Here is a 17,915-nt window from a genome sequence, read left to right as displayed (position 1 = left end):
AGCGTCGGAAGACAACATGAACATCGTGCAGGTTTCATGGAGGCAACATGCAGGCTCGGTGGATCGATTCCCAATGCCCTTCAACTCCGGTATCCGTTTTACTTTTACGTAAGGTTCACTAAGCTCTCCCGTTGATACGCTATTCGCGGAGGGGAGAACGAATGAGCAGTCGTGCAGATGTCGTCATCGTCGGAGCCGGCCTCTCGGGCCTTGTCGCCGCTTGCGAGCTGATGGAGCGCCGAAAACGGGTGATCCTTGTCGATCAGGAGCCGCGCGCAAGCCTCGGAGGGCAAGCCTTCTGGTCGCTCGGCGGGCTGTTCATGATCGATACGCCGGAACAGAGACGCATGTGTATTCGCGACAGTCTCGATCTCGCCCGTCAGGATTGGCTGGGGGCGGCGGGTTTCGACCGGGCCGAGGATTTCTGGCCGCGTGCCTGGGCGGATGCTTATCTCGATTTTGCCGCCGGCGAAATGCGCAGCTGGCTACATGGGCTCGGCATGCGCTGGTTTCCCGTCGTCGGCTGGGCGGAACGTGGCGGAGGCCTTGCCGACGGACATGGCAATTCCGTGCCGCGCTTCCATCTTACCTGGGGCACGGGTCCCGGCGTTCTCGAGCCATTCCTAAAGCGGGTTTTGGCGGCGGAGAGGGAAGGCAAAATCGAGCTGTTGTTCCGTCGGCGAGTGACGCGGCTGATCGGCGATCGCGATGGTATAACCGGCGTGGAAGGCGAGCTTCTGGCGGAGGATGGTACCCCCCGTGGCCGGCAATCGAACCGTGACGTCGTGGGGGATTTCCGCATCGAGGGTACCGTGATCGTGGCAAGCGGCGGCATCGGCGGCAATCCGGAACTGGTTCGCCGCGCCTGGCCCGTCGAACGTCTTGGCGCGCCCCCGGAGCGGATGCTGAGCGGCGTGCCCCATCACGTGGATGGCTTGATGATCGGTCATGCCGAGGCAGTCGGCGCGCGGCCGATCAATGGCGACCGGATGTGGCACTATACCGAAGGCATTGCCAACTGGGACCCGATCTGGCCGAACCACGGTATCCGCATCCTGCCAGGCCCATCCTCGCTCTGGTTCGACGCCAATGGCAATCGCATGCCGGCACCTTGCTTGCCGGGCTTCGACAGCTTCGCGACGCTGCAGCACATCTGCAAGCTCGGTCACAGTTACAGCTGGTTCGTCACCACGCAGAAGATCGTCAAGAAGGAGTTTGCCCTTTCGGGCTCCGAACAGAATCCGGATCTTACGGGACGCGACATCGGGCTCCTACTGCGCAGCCGCTTGGGGCGGTCGGCTCCGCCGCCGGTGGAAGCCTTCAAGGCGAAGGGTCGGGATTTCATCGTTGCTGAAACGCTGGACGAGCTGGTCGCCGGCATGAACCGTATCGGCGATCACCCGCTCGATCTTGGCCATCTGCGTTCCCAGATAGAAGCCCGTGATCGCGAGTTGGACAATCCCTTTGCCAAGGATGCCCAGATCGTCGCGTTGAGACAGGCGCGCGGCTATCTCGGCGATCGATTCATGCGCACCGCCCGACCGCATCGTATATTGGATGTGAAGGCTGGCCCATTGATTGCAGTGCGCCTCAACATTCTCACGCGAAAATCCCTTGGCGGGCTGGAGACCGATCTGAATAGCCAGGCCCTTGGGCAGAGCGGGGCGCCCATACCGGGATTGTATGCCTGCGGCGAGGCGGCAGGCTTCGGCGGCGGTGGATATCACGGCTACAATGCGCTGGAAGGCACTTTCCTGGGAGGATGCATTTTCTCTGGCCGCAAGGCGGGGCAGGCAGCGTGAGCCGGTCGAATTAACCGCTCCTTCACGGGAGGGTGTCCGACGACACTGCGAGGGCATGCAGTCTCGTCGGACGCTGCAATGCCCGGCTCGGGGGTGGCGTCCAAGCCGGTAGAGTAAGTTATAGCATCTACCAGAGGTTTATTTAACCTACCCGAATGGACGGCTGAGAGCCCGGGCGACTTGGGAGGGCAAACGGGGGATCATTCATGTTCGCCGGTCGGCTTGCGAAGCTTCGTTAGGCTTTTCGCCAATGGCGCGAACGTAGAATGTACAGAAGGATCCTCGCTCTTTCGAAATAGCCACGCGTTGCGGGCGAGCTGCCATCGCCATGTAGCGAGGAAGCCTGGCGGAACTTGCGACCGAAGTGGAGCGGCACGGCGTTGCCGGCAATCTCATATCCTGCGATGAACTGTCGTTCGGGTATGGGACGAAGAACGCCAGCGAGTGGCCGGTGATATTGCTCAACCATCTCGCCTGACCCATCGCTATGGGTTTTGACGACGATGAAAGGCCACACCGTAAGCGCCAAAGCGCCGATAAAGAGAAGCATGGGAGGAAAGCAGCGAAGCAACATTCGGAAATCCAGATTGTTGCCAAGCCAATAGAAGCCGAAGATTGCGTCGGCATTACACATGCGCGATAGAGTCGAGCCATGCCCGCAAGCAGGATCGCGGCAGGTTTGCTGCGATCCAGGGCTGACGCGCGTCAGATCTCAGTTGTTGTCATTGTTGCCGAACCAGAAGTCGAGCTCGCGTATGCGACGCTTGTCATAGGGTTGATCCGGCGATTTGATCTGCCAGCTGTCATCATCAGCCAGGCCGGTCCACTTCGGCGTGCCGCCCTGCTTCTGCACGGATTGCCGCCAGCGATACTGGGCATAGATCTCCATGATCTTGCCGGCATATTGGCTGGCAAGATCGCCGTTGCCAGTGATGATTATCAGGTTCTCGTCGTTCACGCCGCTGGCCTTAGGACCCATATTGTGGGAGCCGGTCATGACGACGGGATTGGGACCATATGGATCGACGATGACGACCTTGCTATGGACCATGGCGTGAGCCGTCGGCAGCTTCAGAACTTCCTTCTGCCAATAGGCGAAACGGCCGGGGATGGCGGCGGGCAGGACGACGTCGGCATTGGCGTCGATCCGCTCGCCTCTGTTGAACAGCACGACCGGGTTCTTTGCCGTACCCGGATTCTGGTTGACCACGCCCTGGATGTAGAGATCGGGCTTGAACGAAGGGCTCGACGGAGACGCAAGCTCGATGATGTCGTTGAGAAGCGTACCGCGAGGACCGGGATTGAACATGGCGAACAGGATGCCCTGCTGGGCGCCACGGATCAGCTCGCCTGCCTGTTCTAGATCTAACCCTTCGCGCATGGGCGTGAACCAGACCGTCGTATTCTTGGCTTTCGGCGTTGTTCGGGGCTCGGCATTGCTTTGATAGAGGGCGGGCGGAGAATCGTTGCCGTCGGCGGCCAGCGTCTTCCACTGATCGAGATAGAATTGCGCCACGGCCGGGTTGTCGATCAGGAGCGCATTATTGGCCTGGGTGCAAAGGCCGGTCATTGTCCAGTTCGTGCTGCCGGTCCATACGGCCTGGGGCGATTTGTCGGCGCCGCAGATGACCAGAAATTTGTTGTGCGCCAACGCCCGCGGCGCGCTCATGCGATCCCTGACATCACAGGAAGCCAGTTCGGATCGGGCATCCTCGTTTTCGTCCTCTCCCTTTTTCTTGACGCTGCCATTGCCCAGCACGATATGGGCGCGTTTCTTGAAGCCCTGCAGCAGCGGAATGAGTTCAGGATCATCCAGCTCGAACAGGGCGGCATAGATATGGCCGCCATTCGACCTGACATCATTGAGGAGCGATACCAGCTTGTCGCGGATCGGCCCTGCGAGGAACTGGCGGATTGGGTCCTCCGGGTTGGCGATCGCCTTCTTGAGCTTGGTGGTGGGAGCCTCTTCCGGTAATAGGCGGGCAAGCCATTGGCTGGCGACGATGCCCCGGTTGAAATAGCAACTGACATGGCCGCTGGTTTCCGCTCCGATCTGCACGGCATCGCTCCAGTCCGATACGTGATCGGCCGATTCCTGCAACGCCGTCTCAGGCCCGATCATGGCGGAGACCCGGTAGGCGACGACATCACCCGGATTGACGGCGAAATCGGACCAGAGATATTTCTGGATCGGCCATTCCGTCGTCGGCTTGCGCGTGCCTTCCTCGACGGGCGGCCCGTCGGCGAAGCCGACCCAGCTCGCGACGATCTCCTCATGAAAACCCTCGGCATCGACATCGGAGACCGTATTCGGGCTTTGCGGGCTTCCAGCCGCCCGCTTGATCTTCCGCCGCAGGGCAAAGCCACGGCACTGGTCGATGAAGTCGCTGCGCCAGGCAATAAGAGCGCTATCCACACCGGGATGCACGATCAGACTGATGTTCATTGGACCTCTCCCTCGATGATTGCTCCAGTTGCTACGATTGCTGCCAGGCATGAAATCAGTGCTGACGCTCCTCGCCGCGCGACCTTGGATAGCAAGGTGCGTCAGCTAAGCGGCGCCCCCGTCTGTTCGTCCGTCTTGAGCGCCTGCACGCTAAAGCGCACGAACAGGGCGATGGTCTCGCCGCCCGTAAAACGTATGAATAGCCCGCCATCGCCGTGGACACGATTGTCATCGGCGAAACTGCCGGAGTTGCCTTGCATGAAGTGGATATCGTGGACGCCGCGTTCCGGGCTGAAATGAAAGGTTTCGTCGCTCCCCTGGTCCTGAAAATACTCACCGAAGGCAACGATGACGGCGCCCGTGTCGGCCTTGGCGCGTTCGATCTGTGCGTCGAGCATGTTGGAGAGCGACAGCTGCGCGCCATCGGCCGGAATGGCTGTCATGTCGTCGATCGGGAAGAGCGTATCTCGGATATAGTCGAGACCTTCTCCATCGGGTCCGCTCTGCAAGGGCTTGAAACCCGCAGGCCCTTCGGCGATGCCGGCAATGTCGTGGCCGCTATTGTCCTTGAAGTCCGGGTCGTAGTGAACCAACACTTCGCTGCCATCAACGGACTGGACATTGACGGCACTGCGGAAATCCTCGTCATTCGCTTTGACCCAGATCTCGTAATGCGGCGAAGAGCCGGACGGCTTCATCGTGCCATCGGCGACCTTGCCGACCAGGACGCCGTAGGTGCGCTGGGCACTCCTGGGTTTTCGACGCTGACGTGTCATGAGAAAGGACCTTCATTACGGGCTGGAAAATGCTTGCTGATCGCCTGCCAACAGCTTTTGCGGCATTTGGGATTAAACTCCAGGCAGGAATTTGCGCCGAAACTGAAAACCGTGTCTAACCGACTGCCGGGCCAGTTAGGTGGCTTTATCCCACTTTGCGTCACGGTCGTGACGATCTCATGAATTGCTCTGTGGGCCCTAAAGATGGGCGCAATGCCATTTTGATTTAGAAGTCTTTAGAGCAGTTGAGGAATTCGTGATCCATCGTTGTCTATGAAAATCTCCCTGCAAGTCGAAATGCGATCTTGCGTCTCGAAGCAAGTGGGGCAAGAGTTCCCGAACCCCCTAGCGCCGGTGCGGCACGGCGCGAAAAATTTCGGCAGACTGTATGAAAGCACCCAAAAGAATCGGCATTCTGGACGTCGCCCGATTGGCTGGCGTGTCCGCGACGACCGTATCCCGCGTTCTGAACGGCCAGGCTGACAGCCGCATCAGCCTGGAGACGCAGGAGCGGGTCAAGGCAACGGCAAGCAGCGTCGGCTATGTCGTCAACCGTCTGGCAACATCGCTTCGGACGCACAGGACCGGTGTCTTCGGGGCGATCGTCAACAGCCTCTCCGGCCATTATCAGCCGCATCTGACAAGTCGCCTCCAAATCGTGGCGCAGCGCCGTGGCGTGGAACTGCTGGTCGCGCAGGCTAAGGCGGACGCCGGCGAGATCGCCGGCCAGCTGCGCCTGTTTCAGCAGGATTTCTTCGATGGTGTCATCATGGTCAGCGATCTTCCGGGCCAACAAGCGCTCTGCGATCACCTTGATCTCATGGGCAAGGCACATGTGACGCTTGGCGCGGGACTGACGGGGCCGCTTCCCGCGGTTCTCACCGACGACCGGCAGGGCATAAGATTGCTGTTCGATCACCTGGTGGAGCTCGGACACCGCCGCATCTCCTTCGTCTACCGCGTCAGTCGCAGCGCCCTTCGCGATCGCCTGTCGATATTCCAGGACGCCGTTGCCGGCAGCGCCGGCTTGGTTGTCGGCGACGTCATTTCCTTTGAGAAGGGCGAGCGCGACCGCAAGCTCCTTGCGGATATCTTGGCATCGCCGCAATGCCCGACGGCGCTGGTCTGTGGTAGCGACGGGCTTGCGATCGAAGTCGTCGCTTTCCTGCGCGATTTCGGCCTTCGGATCCCCACCGATATTTCCGTGGTCGGCTATGACAACGTACCCGATACCGCCTATTGGGCTCCGCCTTTGACGACGGTCGCACAGCCGACGGATGCACTGTGCGAAGCATCGCTTGATCTTCTGATTGAGCTTTCAAATCTTCCGGCGGATCTGCGCGTTGAAAAGCGTCCGATCCGGTTCGTTACTCCCGAACTTGTCATACGTGCGTCATCGAGCTCGCCTAGCTTGCGGCCATTCTCCCTTGCGTAGAAGAAACGATGGTTCTGAATGCAAGTGGCCATATTTTATTTGCGCAAACGTTTGTGCAAAGCGTTAATTGGAGAGTGTGCCGATGCCCGAATTTCTGCTCACCGGCCTCAACAGCCCGGTCACCCGTCGTACGACCCTTCTTATGGGAGCCGGCGCCGGCCTCTCCGCCTTTCTCCCGGCGCTGTCCGCTTCCGCTGATGAAAACGCCGATAAAAGGCCGGAGCTTCGTATCGCCGTTCAGATGAATCCGGTCTCGCAGGAGCCCGTCGACGCCGCCAGCAACGTCGCCTTCCGCAACAACTATTCCATCCATGAGACGGTGCTCGCGCTCGACATGCGCGGCGATTTTTCGGTCAAGCCCAATCTCGCGACCTTCTGGACTTGGATCTCTCCGACCGTGCTCGAAATGAAGCTGCGTCCTGGTGTGATCTTCCATGATGGCCGCGAGATGACCGGCGAGGACGTTGCCTTCTCCTTCGGCCCCGAGCGGCTCCTGAACAAGGACGCGCCGGGCTATCCGACCTATCGCACCAATTTCACCAGCCTCGACCATGTCGAGGTGGTCGATCCTCTGACGGTCCGCTTCGTCACCAAGTTCCAGGACCCGATCTTCCTGCAGCGCCTTGCATCCTATGCGGCCGTTGTCATCAGCAAGGATGCCTGGCAGAAAAACGGCGGCAACTGGACGACCTGGCGGCAGAAGCCGGTCGGTGCCGGCCCCTATAAGGTCGAAAGCTATACGGCCAATGAGAGCGTCGTTCTCGCCGCTCACGATCAGGCCTATCGCGGCAAACCGGCCGCCAAGCGCGTGACCTTGCGCATCGTGCCGGAGGTTTCCTCGCGCATTGCCGGCCTGCTGGCCGGCGACTACGACATTGCGACGGACCTGCCGCCGGACCAGCTCTCGGTTGTTACCGCGAGTACCGATCACGAGATCGTCGGCGGTCCGGTTCCGAACAATCGCATTCTGTTCTTCGACAAGAACAATCCCGCGCTGAAGGACCCGCGCGTTCGCCAGGCACTCATCCTCGCCATCGATCGCCAGGCGATCGTCGACACGATCTGGAACGGCCGCACGAAAGTGCCGAACGGGCTACAGTTCGAGCTCTATGGCCCTGTCTATCTCAAGGATTATCCGGCCTATCAGTACGATCCCGATCGCGCGATGCAGCTCCTGAAGGATGCCGGCTATAATGGCGAGGAGATCGAGATCCGCTCGCAGAACAATTACTACACGGCGGAAAACCCGGTGACGCAGGCCGTTGTCGCCATGTGGCAGGCTGTCGGCGTCAACGCCAAGATGAAGTTCGTGGAATCGGGCAAATTGTTTGAGGCCTCGTCGACCCGCGCGACCGGCAACTGGTCCAGCACCGGCCAGGTCCCCGACCCCTATATCTCCTTCTTCACGCAGTTCAGCTCGGCCGGCAACCTGAGCTCGTTCAAGATCTGGCAGAATGCCGATTTCGATGCGCTTGGCGCCAAGATGGAGCAGGCCGTCGATCCGGCCGACCGCGCCAAGATCTTCCGCGACATGCTGCATCTGATCGAATGGGAAGATCCGGGCGAGACCGTCCTGCATCAGAATGCTGTCTTCTTCGGCATCCGCAAGGGCATCAAATGGCAGCCGCTGCCGGCCTTCCAGATGGATCTCGGCGCCGGTAGCCTTTCCTTCGAAGAGCAGAAGAGCTGAGCGGCTGGTCATGGCGACGCCCGTTCTTTCGGTCGACAATCTGAGCATCTCGTTCGGAACGGGCGCGGGGCGGTTTCATCCGGTCAACAACGTGTCTTTCGACCTTGCCGAGGGTGAGATCCTCGGCATCGTCGGCGAGAGCGGATCGGGAAAGAGCCTCACCTGCCTCGCGCTTGCTGGTCTTCTTGGGCCGAGCGCCAGTGCCACCGGCTTTATCTCCTTTCAGGATGCCATGTACGACGCGGCCGAGCTCGGCCCAGGGTCGCGGGTAAAGCTGCCGCCCATCGGGCTGATCTTTCAGGAGCCTGTCTCCTGTCTCGATCCGGTGCGCACGATCGGCTCACAGATCGCCGAGGCGGCCGTCAGTGCCGGCATGTCGGCAAAGGAAGCCAGGGACGAGGCGCTCCGGCTTCTGGCGGAAGTCGCCATTCCACAGCCAGAGACGCGTTACAACGCCTATCCGGCGCAATTTTCCGGCGGCATGTGCCAGCGCGTGATGATCGCCACGGCGCTCGCCATGCAGCCGCGATTGATCATTGCCGACGAGCCGACCACGGCTCTTGATGTGACGGTGCAGGCGCAGGTCGTCGCTCTCCTTGTCAAGGCGGTGCGCGAGCGTGGCATCCCCATGATCTTCATCAGCCATGATCTCGATCTCGTCTCGGAGGTCTGCGACCGTATCGCGGTCATGTATGCGGGCTCCCTGGTCGAGATCAATCGCACGGACGATCTCTACGACAATCCGCGCCATCCCTATACGCGCCTGTTGCTGGAGGCCATGCCCGGACGGGGCAGGCCACTGGAGAGGCTCGCGGATATCCCTGGCGAACTGAAATTGCATGATGAGCTGCCGCAGGCTTGCGCCTTCGCGCCCCGTTGTCCACGCGCGGAGCCGAATTGCGCGACGATGGTTCCGCCGTTGATTGCCGGTGCGGCGGCGCTTGCCTGCTTCAATCCATGGAGTGCCCATGATGCCTGAGAAGCAAATCGCCGCCAATTCAGAGACGAGAATTGCACTTGCCGCCCGCGATCTGCAATTTTCCTATGCTCCGGGTTTCTCCCTTTGGCCGGGACGCGTGAAGGGATTTCACGCGATCAAGGATGTGAGCCTGGAATTGAGACCCGGCGAAACATTGGGTCTTGTCGGCGAGTCCGGTTGCGGCAAGTCCACGCTTGCCTCCTTGCTCTGCGGCGACCGCGAGCCGACATCAGGCGAAATCACGCTGTTCGGTCAGTCCTTCAAAAGCCTGATGAAGCCGAACCGGCGCGGTCTGGCAAAACATCTGCAGGTTATTTCGCAGGATACGATGGGTGCGCTCGATCCGCGCCGGAGCGTCGGCCATCAGATGGTGGAGACGCTCACCATCCACGGCATAGGCTATCCGGCAAGCCGGCTCGATCGCGCGGCGGAGGCGTTTAAAGCTGTCAGCCTGCCGGTCTCCGCCTTGCAGAAATTTCCCCATCAACTCTCCGGCGGCCAGCGTCAGCGCGTCGCCATCGCCCGTGCTCTCGTGGTCGAACCGCAAATTCTGCTCTGCGACGAGCCGGTTTCTGCGCTCGACGTTTCCGTGCAGGCCCAGGTGCTCAACCTCCTGCTCGAACTGCAGCGGGCACGCGGCCTGTCGCTACTTTTCATCAGCCACGACGTGCGCGTGGTCCGTCATGTTTCGCATCGCGTCGCGATCATGGAGGCGGGACAGATCGTGGAAACCGGTCCCATGGAGGATGTCTTCGCGAACCCGGCCCACCCCTATACCGTCAAGCTCCTGTCGGCTGTTCCTCGCGGGCGGCGCGGCAGGGTACGGCAGGCAGCGGCCATGCTTGAAACGCTCTGGCTCTGAGGGAATAGGCAATGCTTCAATCCATCCTGCGGGCGTTTCTGCGAGCATTCGTGACCCTGTTCCTGGCGATGACCTTCACCTTCGTCATCCTGCGCGTCAGCGGTGACCCCTTGCATTCCCTTTTGCCGATCGAGACACCGCCGGAAGTCGTGGCGCTGATGCGGCAGCAATGGGGTCTCGATCAGCCGCTCTACATTCAATACTTCGCCTATCTCGGCCATCTCCTGCGCGGCGATTTCGGCACGTCGCTATTGAACGGGCAGGATGCCCTGACGCTGGTTCTGTCGAAAGTCCCGGCGACGCTGGAATTGATGGGCGCTGCCCTCATATTGGCGTTTGGCGCCGGCGTACCCTTCGGCATTCTGGCCGCGCGCAACCGCGGCGGACTGATCGACCGCCTTGTCATGGCGCTTGCGGTACTGATGCATTCGCTTCCGAATTTCCTGATCGCCATCCTGCTCATCCAGCTTTTCGCCGTCTCCCTGCGGATCTTGCCGAGCGGCGGGGGATCGACGATGGCGCATCTCGTCATGCCCGTTTTGGTCATTGGCCTTTACAATGCCGGCATCATCGCCCGCTTCGTCCGCTCGAGCGTGCTGGAGGTGCTGGGCCAGCGATTCATATTGGCGGCGCGCGCCAAACGCATCGGCGAAAGCGCCCTTCTGTGGCGGCATATCATGCCGAATGCGGCCTTGCCGCTTCTGACCATGCTCGGCTTCCTCGTCGGCGGCATGATCGGCGGCGCGGCCGTGGTTGAGAGCGTTTACGCCTGGCCGGGTGTCGGCCGCTTTCTCGTCTCCTCCGTTGCGCAGCGCGATCTGAACATCGTGCAGACCATCGTGCTGCTCATCACGGCGACGATGGTGACGGCCAATCTCATGATCGATTGTCTCTACATTCTCGCTGATCCGCGTCTGCGGCATCGCGCATCGGCCTGATCGGCCGCCTCGAAAGGTGAAACCATGGCGAATGCAGCGACCGGCGCCGACGTTCCTCGCAAAACCAGATCGGAGCGATCTTTTCAACCCAGGCTTCGGTTCGATTTGATGACGGCCATTTGCGTCATTGTTCTCGTAACCTTCATCACGGTTGCGATCTTCGCCAATGTCCTTGCGCCCCATGGTTTTGCACAGATCGATCTTCATGCCCGCAAGGCGCCGCCGATCCTGTTCGGCGGCTCATTCAAGCATATTCTCGGCACGGACGAGCTTGGCCGCGATATTCTAAGCCGCATTTTCTATGGATTGCGCACCAGCCTGTTGATCGCGCTCGGCGCGTCGGCGATCAGCCTGGCGCTGGGCACGGTGCTTGGGCTGCTTGCCGCTTTCGGTCGCGGATTTGCCGATATGCTGATCCGCGTCGCCGTCGATTTTCAGGCCTCGATGCCGTTCCTCATCATTGCCCTCGCCGTTCTCGCCTTCTTCGGCGACAATCTCTGGCTTTTCATGGCGTTGCTTGGCCTCTACGGCTGGGAGCGTTACGCGCGGTTGGTGCGCACCATGGCAGGGCTGGAGCTGGAGCGAGGCTATGTCGCGGCGCTGAGACGAAATGGTGCGGGAACGGGGCGCATCGCCTTCCTGCATGTTTTGCCCAACACGCTCTCTGTCGTCCTCGTCAACCTCACGATCGTCCTGCCGGAAATCCTGTTGCAGGAATCGGCGTTGAGCTTTCTCGGCCTCGGCATCCAGCCGCCGCTTGTCAGCCTCGGCAGCATGGTCGGCGCTGGCCGCGACTATGTAATGACCGAGTGGTGGATCGCCATCCTGCCGGGCATCGTGATCTTCATCCTGTCGCTGTCGATCAGCCTGATTGGTGACTATCTGCGCGATGTTCTCGATCCGACACTTCACTAGCTCGCCCCCCTAAAGAACCGCCTCCAAGGAGACTTGCATTGCCTTTGCCCCTTCACGCCGCTCGTCGTGGTTCGCTCCGCATCGCCGCTCATCGCGGCTTCAGCCGGCGCTTCCCGGAAAACACTATTCTCGCCTTCCAGGCGGGTGTGAACGCAGGCGCCAACGAGTGCGAAATCGACCTTATGCTGACGCGCGACGACCAGATCGTCGTGATTCACGACAGAACGCTTGATCGCACGACCAATGGCTCCGGCTTCGTTGCCGATCACGATCTCCAGCACATTCTTTCGCTTGATGCCGGCGCGAAATTCGACGCGCGCTTCGCCGGAACCCGCGTGCCGACGCTTGCCGATACGCTGCTGTGGGCAAAGCAAACGGATACCCGCCTAGCGATCGAAATGAAGGAGCCGGAGCGTGCCGATCGTCTCATCGATATCATGATCGCGACACTGCGAGAGCTCGACGCGTTTGACCATGTTGCCATATCCTCCTTTGATCATATCGATCTACGGCGGGTGAAAGAGCTCGAACCGCGCCTTCAGACGGAAGCGATCCTCCACCATCGTCCGGTAGACATCGTCGCCTCGATGCGCGCCGGCGGCATTGATGGCGTCTCGTTGGAATTGAACCGCTTTCACCGCACTGACGCAGAGGCGCTGCAGCAGGCCGGCATTGCAGTGCGTCTGAGCCTGCCGCTGCCGGAAAAGCTTGCCATGTTCTGGCAGGGTGGCCGCGACCTGCTTCCCATGATCCGCGGCTGCGTCAGGGACCGGCTGGTCGATGCCCTTATCGGCGACGATGTGGATTTCCTCCGCATGCTGAGCACGAGCGCCTGAGAATAGCGCCGTCGATCGCCGCTTGACTTATTCATAGCCTGTCAGCTATTGATCTAATCAATAGCCAAAGAGTTATGAATCGGTATGGCAAACCTCCATGATCCCATTTTCCGAGCGCTCGCCGATCCGACGCGGCGGGCGATATTCGAGCGATTGTGCCGTGACGGCGATCAGACCGTCGTCGCACTTACGGCTTATGCCGGCGTCTCCCAGCCGGGCGTTTCAAAGCATCTCGCCGTTCTGAAACAGGCGGGGCTGGTATGCGACCGGCATGAAGGACGCCAGACGCATTATAGCGCACAACGAAACGCTCTTGCGCCGTTGCGTGACTGGACGAGCGAAATGGCCGGTTTCTGGGAAGACAAGTTCGATGATCTCGAAGACTTGCTCGATCGGATGGATCAATGAAAGCGGCATTGGGCGAGGTACGCGCTGTCGTGGTTGAGCGCGAAATTGCGCATCCGCCGGCAAAGGTCTGGCGCGCACTCACACAGCCGCATCTGATCGCAGAGTGGTTGATGAAGAACGACTTCGTTCCCGTCCTCGGACATCGGTTTAGCTTTCGTGGCGATTGGGGTGGCGTCCTGGATTGCGAAGTGCTCGTCGTCGAGCCGAACGCCAGGCTGTCCTATCGATGGAATTTCGCACATGATGACCCGGCTTTCGATCTGAAGAGCGTTGTGACCTTCACGCTCACGCAGACGGACAAGGGAACGCATCTGCGCATGGAGCAGGTCGGCTTCCGACCGGACCAGAAGCAGGCCTATAGCGGTGCCAAGGCGGGATGGCGGCAGTTCCTCGAAAGACTTGAACGGGTGCTGGCAGAAGTGAAGTGAGACCCATTGCTCGCAAGCCCGGAATACAATCATGCGAGCATGGTCCGGCCGCTTGCTTTCACCACGCCGTGCGCGAGCTGACGGTGTGGATGATTCAGAAGGCCGGAATATGAAGTGGATGAGGACATGATTACCGATATCGAGGACTTCTTTACCAAGGGATGTGGGCGCTGCGAACGCTTTGCGACGCCGGACTGCTCGACGATGCTGTGGATTGACGGTCTGAACGAACTGCGCCGAATCTGCCTGGAGGCGGGGCTCGTCGAGACGGTGAAGTGGGCTCATCCGTGCTACATGCATGAGGGACGCAACATCGTGATCATCGGTGCCTTTCGTGGCGATTTTCGCCTCACTTTCTTCAACGCGGCACTGATGAAGGACCCTGAGGGGGTGCTCGAAAAGCAAGGGCAGAATACCCGGCATCCCGATATGATCCGCTTTGTGAGCGATGACGCCGTGGCGACGATGGAGCCCGTCATCCGATCTTATCTGAAGGAGGCAATGGGTTATGCAGAGGCCGGCATCAAGCCGCCGAAAGAGCAAAGCGATATCGAATTGCCTGACGAGCTGATCGAGGCGCTGGATTCCGATCCCGAATTGGCGGAGGCTTTCCATGATCTGACGCCGGGGCGAAAGAAAAGCTATGTGATCAACCTCGGCTCCGTGAAGAAGTCCGAAACGCGGACCGCGCGAATTGCTAAGTTTCGCAATCATATTCTCGCCGGAAAGGGCGCGCTGGAGCGGTAGCCGACAGTTAATCCCTCCTGCTTCTCGATTGCCTCATCCACCGGTGAGATCGAATGGCCGCGCAATCCCGAGTCAGTTCGGTTTGGGATAATACCACGCATAACCAAAGTGATAACGATCCGGCTCCTTTCCGTAGTAATACGGAAGGGCAATGTCCTGCTGCGGTGGCAACTGTGTCGCCGCTCCGAATTTCGATGTGAGCCATTGCTGCAGTGCATTCGGCATGGTTGATTGATGTCCGTCCCGCTCGTTCCAAACCAGCAGAACCGGTCCATTTCCTATGGCCTGCCGGCTTAAATCCGACGCAGGATATTCCGTCGATATGATCGACGTGTGCGGCATGTTCACACGCAGATTGCCGGCCTTCAGCCAGGTCGTCGTCACGACTGCCGAGGGTTGTTTTCCTTCTACGGTAACGACTTTGTCCACGAAGGTGGCGTAGGGCGCGTTCAAATGCTCATAAGAATGGAAAAACCGCGCGAAAAGGACACCTCCGGCTATGATCAGAGGCAGCGCAATCATCATGACGATGGGCAGGTAAAGGAATTTCTTTATATCGGCCTGGCTTTGCAGTCCCGCTGCGTCGAGCTTCAGACAGAAATAGGCCGGTAGTAGGAACAGGAAGGGGAGCAGCCAGCGGTCACGAAACTCCGTGAGCGTGATCACCAGTATCAAGATCAGCAGGATCGCGACGGTGCTTGAAAGTATCCTTCCGACAAAATCACTCCATTCGCTTCTGGCACGCAGCGAATGCAGGAATGATTGACGGAAGAACAGCAGAAAGATCACGCACGTAGGGGCAACGATTGCGACACTGGTTTTGACAAGTTCTAGAAGTCCGAAACCGATATCGGAAAGCTTTCCGCCGGCGCCTTGTTCCGACATGGTGTGGACCGTCGTCGTCAGCACCCGGTCCATATTGGAGACCATCCATATGGCGTGCGGCAGGAACACGAGAACGGCGATTGCCAGCGTTAGCAGAAGGCGCCAGTCGATCAGCCTTTTTCGCCCGACCGGATGCAAGAAGGTTGCTATGACAACGCTGCCAATCACCAGAGCGAAATTATACTTCGTCAGCATGCCAAGCCCGGCCCATAGGCCGATCAGGGCGTAGGAGATGAGCGTCGGGCGACGAATGGTTACGACGACGAAATAGATCAACATGAGCACCGCAAGTAGGGTGCCGACGGTATGCGTCAGGTCTCTCTGCGCCTGCCAGAACATCTGCGGCATCGTCAGGAGCGATAGCGTCCCGACCGCCGCTAGGCTTTTGTCGGTCACAAGTAATCGCAAAAGCTTGTAATAGGCGAGATAGACGAGGAAAAGCAGGAGATTCTTCACGATGACGAGCGATGCGACGCTCGTGCCGAAGATTTCGAAGATGCCGTACTGAATCCAGTTGTAGAGCGGTGGCTGGGCGTCATAACCCCAGGCGAGCCATTGGCCGACGAGAAACTGCTGTGCTTCGTCGATCCGCAGCGAGCTGGAGATGGCGATGCGGATGGCTGCCTGGACGATAAAATATATGGCCAGGCATCCCGGTACCCACCAATATTCGGAGGGTGAGCTGCTGTCGATGGACGCAGCCTGCTGATGCGCACCCGCAAACCTGTCTTTTCCCAGAAAGTTCATCCGGTTCTCCCAGCGATTGCCACTATCGTCGCAGGCGCCATGTCATAGATGTCGCGGCGACACAATCGTTTTCAGTAAGATTTCAGGGGGCGGCATCTCGAGGGCAGATCTGATTTGCCAGATATTATTCCTTCGGTAGCCAGGTCGTCAAAGTATCCTCGTCGTTCTTCGCGTTCAGCGCTCCCGTATGACGCTGGGCGAATCCGCCTGGTCAGATAACCGCCTGTGGCTGCGGGAATATGAATGCCGCGGCACGTGCGAACAAGAATTTTTTCCAGTTTCTGCCTTAATTCGCATCGAACTTGTTGTCAAACATACCGAATGTATGTATATAGAAGCCAAGCTTGGGCGAGGGGGCGTTTTCAAACTCCGAGTCCGCCACAATCCGACACACTGTGTCGGTAGCAGCAGCCCATCGTTCCAATCCGATGCGGCTGCCCACCCCGATCGGTTGACCTCCGATCAAGACGAGAAGGATTCGGCTTTCCCTCCGAATCCTTCTCTTTTTTGTCTCGCCGAGACAGGCGAAGCTTTCCTCGAACGGCAACGTGCTATCGAGATCGCGATGGTTCGGCTGCTTCAATGTCGGATAAACACCGACGGTAAGATTCGTTTCGCCACAGGAGCTAGGACCGCGAGCCTCGGGCATCAATCTCTAACAGAAGGGAACCTTTTGCCATCAAGCGCTTTTCATCTGACGATTTCAGGAACCATGTGGTTGTCATTTGTCGCGTTCATCCCCAAACGACCAGCAGCAAGCCCGAGCTCTCGTCCCACTTGGATTTCTGAATTTCTTCATGGCCGATGTTCAGGCGGGCATCGGACCCTTCCTTGGGGTTTTCCTCGTCGCCCATGGCTGGCAAAGTGGGTCGATCGGCTCCGTCATGACGATCGGCGGGGTTGCGGGGATGGTGATGATGGCGCCTGCCGGAGCCTTCATCGATGAGACGACGCATAAGCGCACATGCGTGATCGTGCTCGGCATCTGCACGGTCCTCGCCTCCATGATCATATTGGTCTCGCAGCTCTTCTGGGTCGTGGCCCTGTCGCAGGTTGCGACCGCTGTTGCCGGTGCCGCGATCGGGCCTGCCCTCAATGGCATCACGCTCGGCATTGTCCGGCAGGCCGGCTTCAATCGGCAGAATGGTTACAATCAGGCATTCAATCATGCCGGCAACCTCGTCGGCGCCGGGCTGTCGGGATGGCTCGGCTGGATGTTCGGGCTGACTGCCGTGTTCTGGTTGTCGGCCATCTTCGGCGTGCTGACCATCATTTCCGTGCTGATGATCCCGGCCGATGCGATCGACGATGACGAAGCGCGTGGCGCTACCCTTGCCGCCCTTGGTCCGGTGGGGGAGATGGAGCCTTCCAGACACCGAAAACCGAGCGGTTTTAAAGTACTCGCCGAGTCGAAGCCGCTGCTGATCCTGGCGGGTGCGCTTGCGCTGTTCCATCTCGGCAACGGCGCGATGTTGCCGTTGTTCGGGCTGGCTGTCGTCTCTGCCGGTCACGCCGATCCCGCTGGCTTTGTCGCCCTGACCGTGGTGGTGGCGCAGGGCACGATGATCATCACCTCCTTGATCGCGATGCATATGGCGGAAAGGAGAGGGCAATGGCTCGTGCTGCTGATTTCGTTTGTCTCCTTGCCGATCCGCGGCTTCGTGGCGGCGCATCTGATTACATCCTGGGGTGTCTATCCCGTTCAGGTTCTCGATGGCATCGGCGCCGGCCTGCAAAGCGTTGCCGTGCCGACGCTCGTCGCGCGCATCCTGAACGGAACCGGCCGCATCAATGTCGGTCAGGGCGTCGTCATGACGATGCAAGGGGTCGGCGCATCCCTGAGCCCGGCGATCGGCGGCTGGCTGGCGCAGGAGATCGGCTATGGCACGATGTTCATGATCCTCGGCAGTTTTGCACTCGGGTCGATTGCGCTTTGGGTCGGGTTTCATGGCGTGCTGCGCGTAGCCGCTTCCGTACCGGGGCAGCCTCAGGGCGTTGTTTTCTCCGGCGATTGAGCTGCT

15 protein-coding genes are annotated in these 17,915 nt (G+C 59.7%); 12 read left to right on the top strand and 3 right to left on the bottom strand.

Translation table 11 applies throughout. From position 1 onward, the window contains the following. Positions 1 to 161 precede the first annotated feature (161 nt). The gene (locus FBZ97_RS18085) at positions 162 to 1,802 is read left to right on the top strand and encodes an FAD-binding dehydrogenase (RefSeq protein ID WP_145321385.1); all 1,641 of its coding nucleotides are present in this window, start codon (positions 162 to 164) and stop codon (positions 1,800 to 1,802) included. Positions 1,803 to 2,514: 712 nt separating this feature from the next. On the opposite strand, the gene FBZ97_RS18080 is transcribed toward FBZ97_RS18085, so the two are convergent. Together FBZ97_RS18080 and FBZ97_RS18075 are read right to left on the bottom strand one after the other, a co-directional pair. After that, positions 2,515 to 4,248: a phospholipase D-like domain-containing protein gene (locus tag FBZ97_RS18080; protein WP_145321387.1), complete on the bottom strand. Its 1,734-nt coding sequence runs from the start codon at positions 4,246 to 4,248 to the stop codon at positions 2,515 to 2,517. A gap of 101 nt (positions 4,249 to 4,349) precedes the next feature. Continuing rightward, a complete protein-coding gene (locus FBZ97_RS18075; protein WP_145321389.1) occupies positions 4,350 to 5,024 on the bottom strand; it encodes a DUF2278 family protein in 675 nt (224 codons plus the stop codon). A 388-nt stretch (positions 5,025 to 5,412) separates the two neighbouring features. On the opposite strand from FBZ97_RS18075, the gene FBZ97_RS18070 reads away from it, so the two are divergent. The 10 genes from FBZ97_RS18070 to FBZ97_RS18025 all read left to right on the top strand — a co-directional run bounded on the left by FBZ97_RS18070 (position 5,413) and on the right by FBZ97_RS18025 (position 14,262). Further along, the gene (locus FBZ97_RS18070) at positions 5,413 to 6,459 is read left to right on the top strand and encodes a LacI family DNA-binding transcriptional regulator (RefSeq protein WP_246661795.1); all 1,047 of its coding nucleotides are present in this window, start codon (positions 5,413 to 5,415) and stop codon (positions 6,457 to 6,459) included. A gap of 82 nt (positions 6,460 to 6,541) precedes the next feature. Then, a complete protein-coding gene (locus tag FBZ97_RS18065) occupies positions 6,542 to 8,149 on the top strand; it encodes an ABC transporter substrate-binding protein (RefSeq protein ID WP_145321391.1) in 1,608 nt (535 codons plus the stop codon). A gap of 10 nt (positions 8,150 to 8,159) precedes the next feature. Beyond that, a complete protein-coding gene (locus tag FBZ97_RS18060) occupies positions 8,160 to 9,128 on the top strand; it encodes an ABC transporter ATP-binding protein (RefSeq protein ID WP_113353299.1) in 969 nt (322 codons plus the stop codon). Next, positions 9,121 to 9,990 carry an ATP-binding cassette domain-containing protein gene (locus FBZ97_RS18055; protein WP_113353573.1) on the top strand — a complete coding sequence of 290 codons (870 nt, stop codon included), beginning with the start codon at positions 9,121 to 9,123 and terminating at the stop codon, positions 9,988 to 9,990. The genes FBZ97_RS18060 and FBZ97_RS18055 overlap by 8 nt, the downstream gene beginning before the upstream one ends. A gap of 11 nt (positions 9,991 to 10,001) precedes the next feature. Continuing rightward, positions 10,002 to 10,928, top strand: a complete 927-nt coding sequence (locus FBZ97_RS18050) for an ABC transporter permease (protein ID WP_113353298.1) — start codon at positions 10,002 to 10,004, stop codon at positions 10,926 to 10,928. 108 nt (positions 10,929 to 11,036) lie between these two features. Further along, on the top strand, positions 11,037 to 11,843 hold the full coding sequence (locus FBZ97_RS18045) for an ABC transporter permease (RefSeq protein ID WP_246661794.1): 807 nt from the start codon (positions 11,037 to 11,039) through the stop codon (positions 11,841 to 11,843). Between the two features lie 38 nt (positions 11,844 to 11,881). Further along, the gene (locus FBZ97_RS18040; protein ID WP_113331179.1) at positions 11,882 to 12,679 is read left to right on the top strand and encodes a glycerophosphodiester phosphodiesterase family protein; all 798 of its coding nucleotides are present in this window, start codon (positions 11,882 to 11,884) and stop codon (positions 12,677 to 12,679) included. Positions 12,680 to 12,763: 84 nt separating this feature from the next. Further along, complete coding sequence (locus FBZ97_RS18035) at positions 12,764 to 13,087, top strand: metalloregulator ArsR/SmtB family transcription factor (RefSeq protein WP_145321393.1); 324 nt, start codon at positions 12,764 to 12,766, stop codon at positions 13,085 to 13,087. Between the two features lie 8 nt (positions 13,088 to 13,095). Then, positions 13,096 to 13,515, top strand: coding sequence for an SRPBCC domain-containing protein (locus FBZ97_RS18030; protein WP_145321662.1), 420 nt, complete (start codon positions 13,096 to 13,098; stop codon positions 13,513 to 13,515). A 126-nt stretch (positions 13,516 to 13,641) separates the two neighbouring features. Further along, a complete protein-coding gene (locus FBZ97_RS18025; protein WP_145321395.1) occupies positions 13,642 to 14,262 on the top strand; it encodes a YdeI/OmpD-associated family protein in 621 nt (206 codons plus the stop codon). 72 nt (positions 14,263 to 14,334) lie between these two features. On the opposite strand, the gene FBZ97_RS18020 is transcribed toward FBZ97_RS18025, so the two are convergent. After that, a complete protein-coding gene (locus FBZ97_RS18020) occupies positions 14,335 to 15,894 on the bottom strand; it encodes a glycosyltransferase family 39 protein (RefSeq protein ID WP_113420749.1) in 1,560 nt (519 codons plus the stop codon). Between the two features lie 725 nt (positions 15,895 to 16,619). On the opposite strand from FBZ97_RS18020, the gene FBZ97_RS18015 reads away from it, so the two are divergent. Beyond that, positions 16,620 to 17,909, top strand: coding sequence for an MFS transporter (locus FBZ97_RS18015; RefSeq protein ID WP_113353292.1), 1,290 nt, complete (start codon positions 16,620 to 16,622; stop codon positions 17,907 to 17,909). The last annotated feature ends 6 nt before the right edge of the window (positions 17,910 to 17,915 follow it).

It is taken from the genome of Rhizobium sp. ERR 942, from assembly GCF_007828395.1.
In the GTDB taxonomy this organism is placed as follows: domain Bacteria; phylum Pseudomonadota; class Alphaproteobacteria; order Rhizobiales; family Rhizobiaceae; genus Rhizobium; species Rhizobium dioscoreae.
The sequence above is the reverse complement of the archived record's forward strand: the minus strand, read 5'-3'. Positions and strand labels throughout refer to the sequence as shown.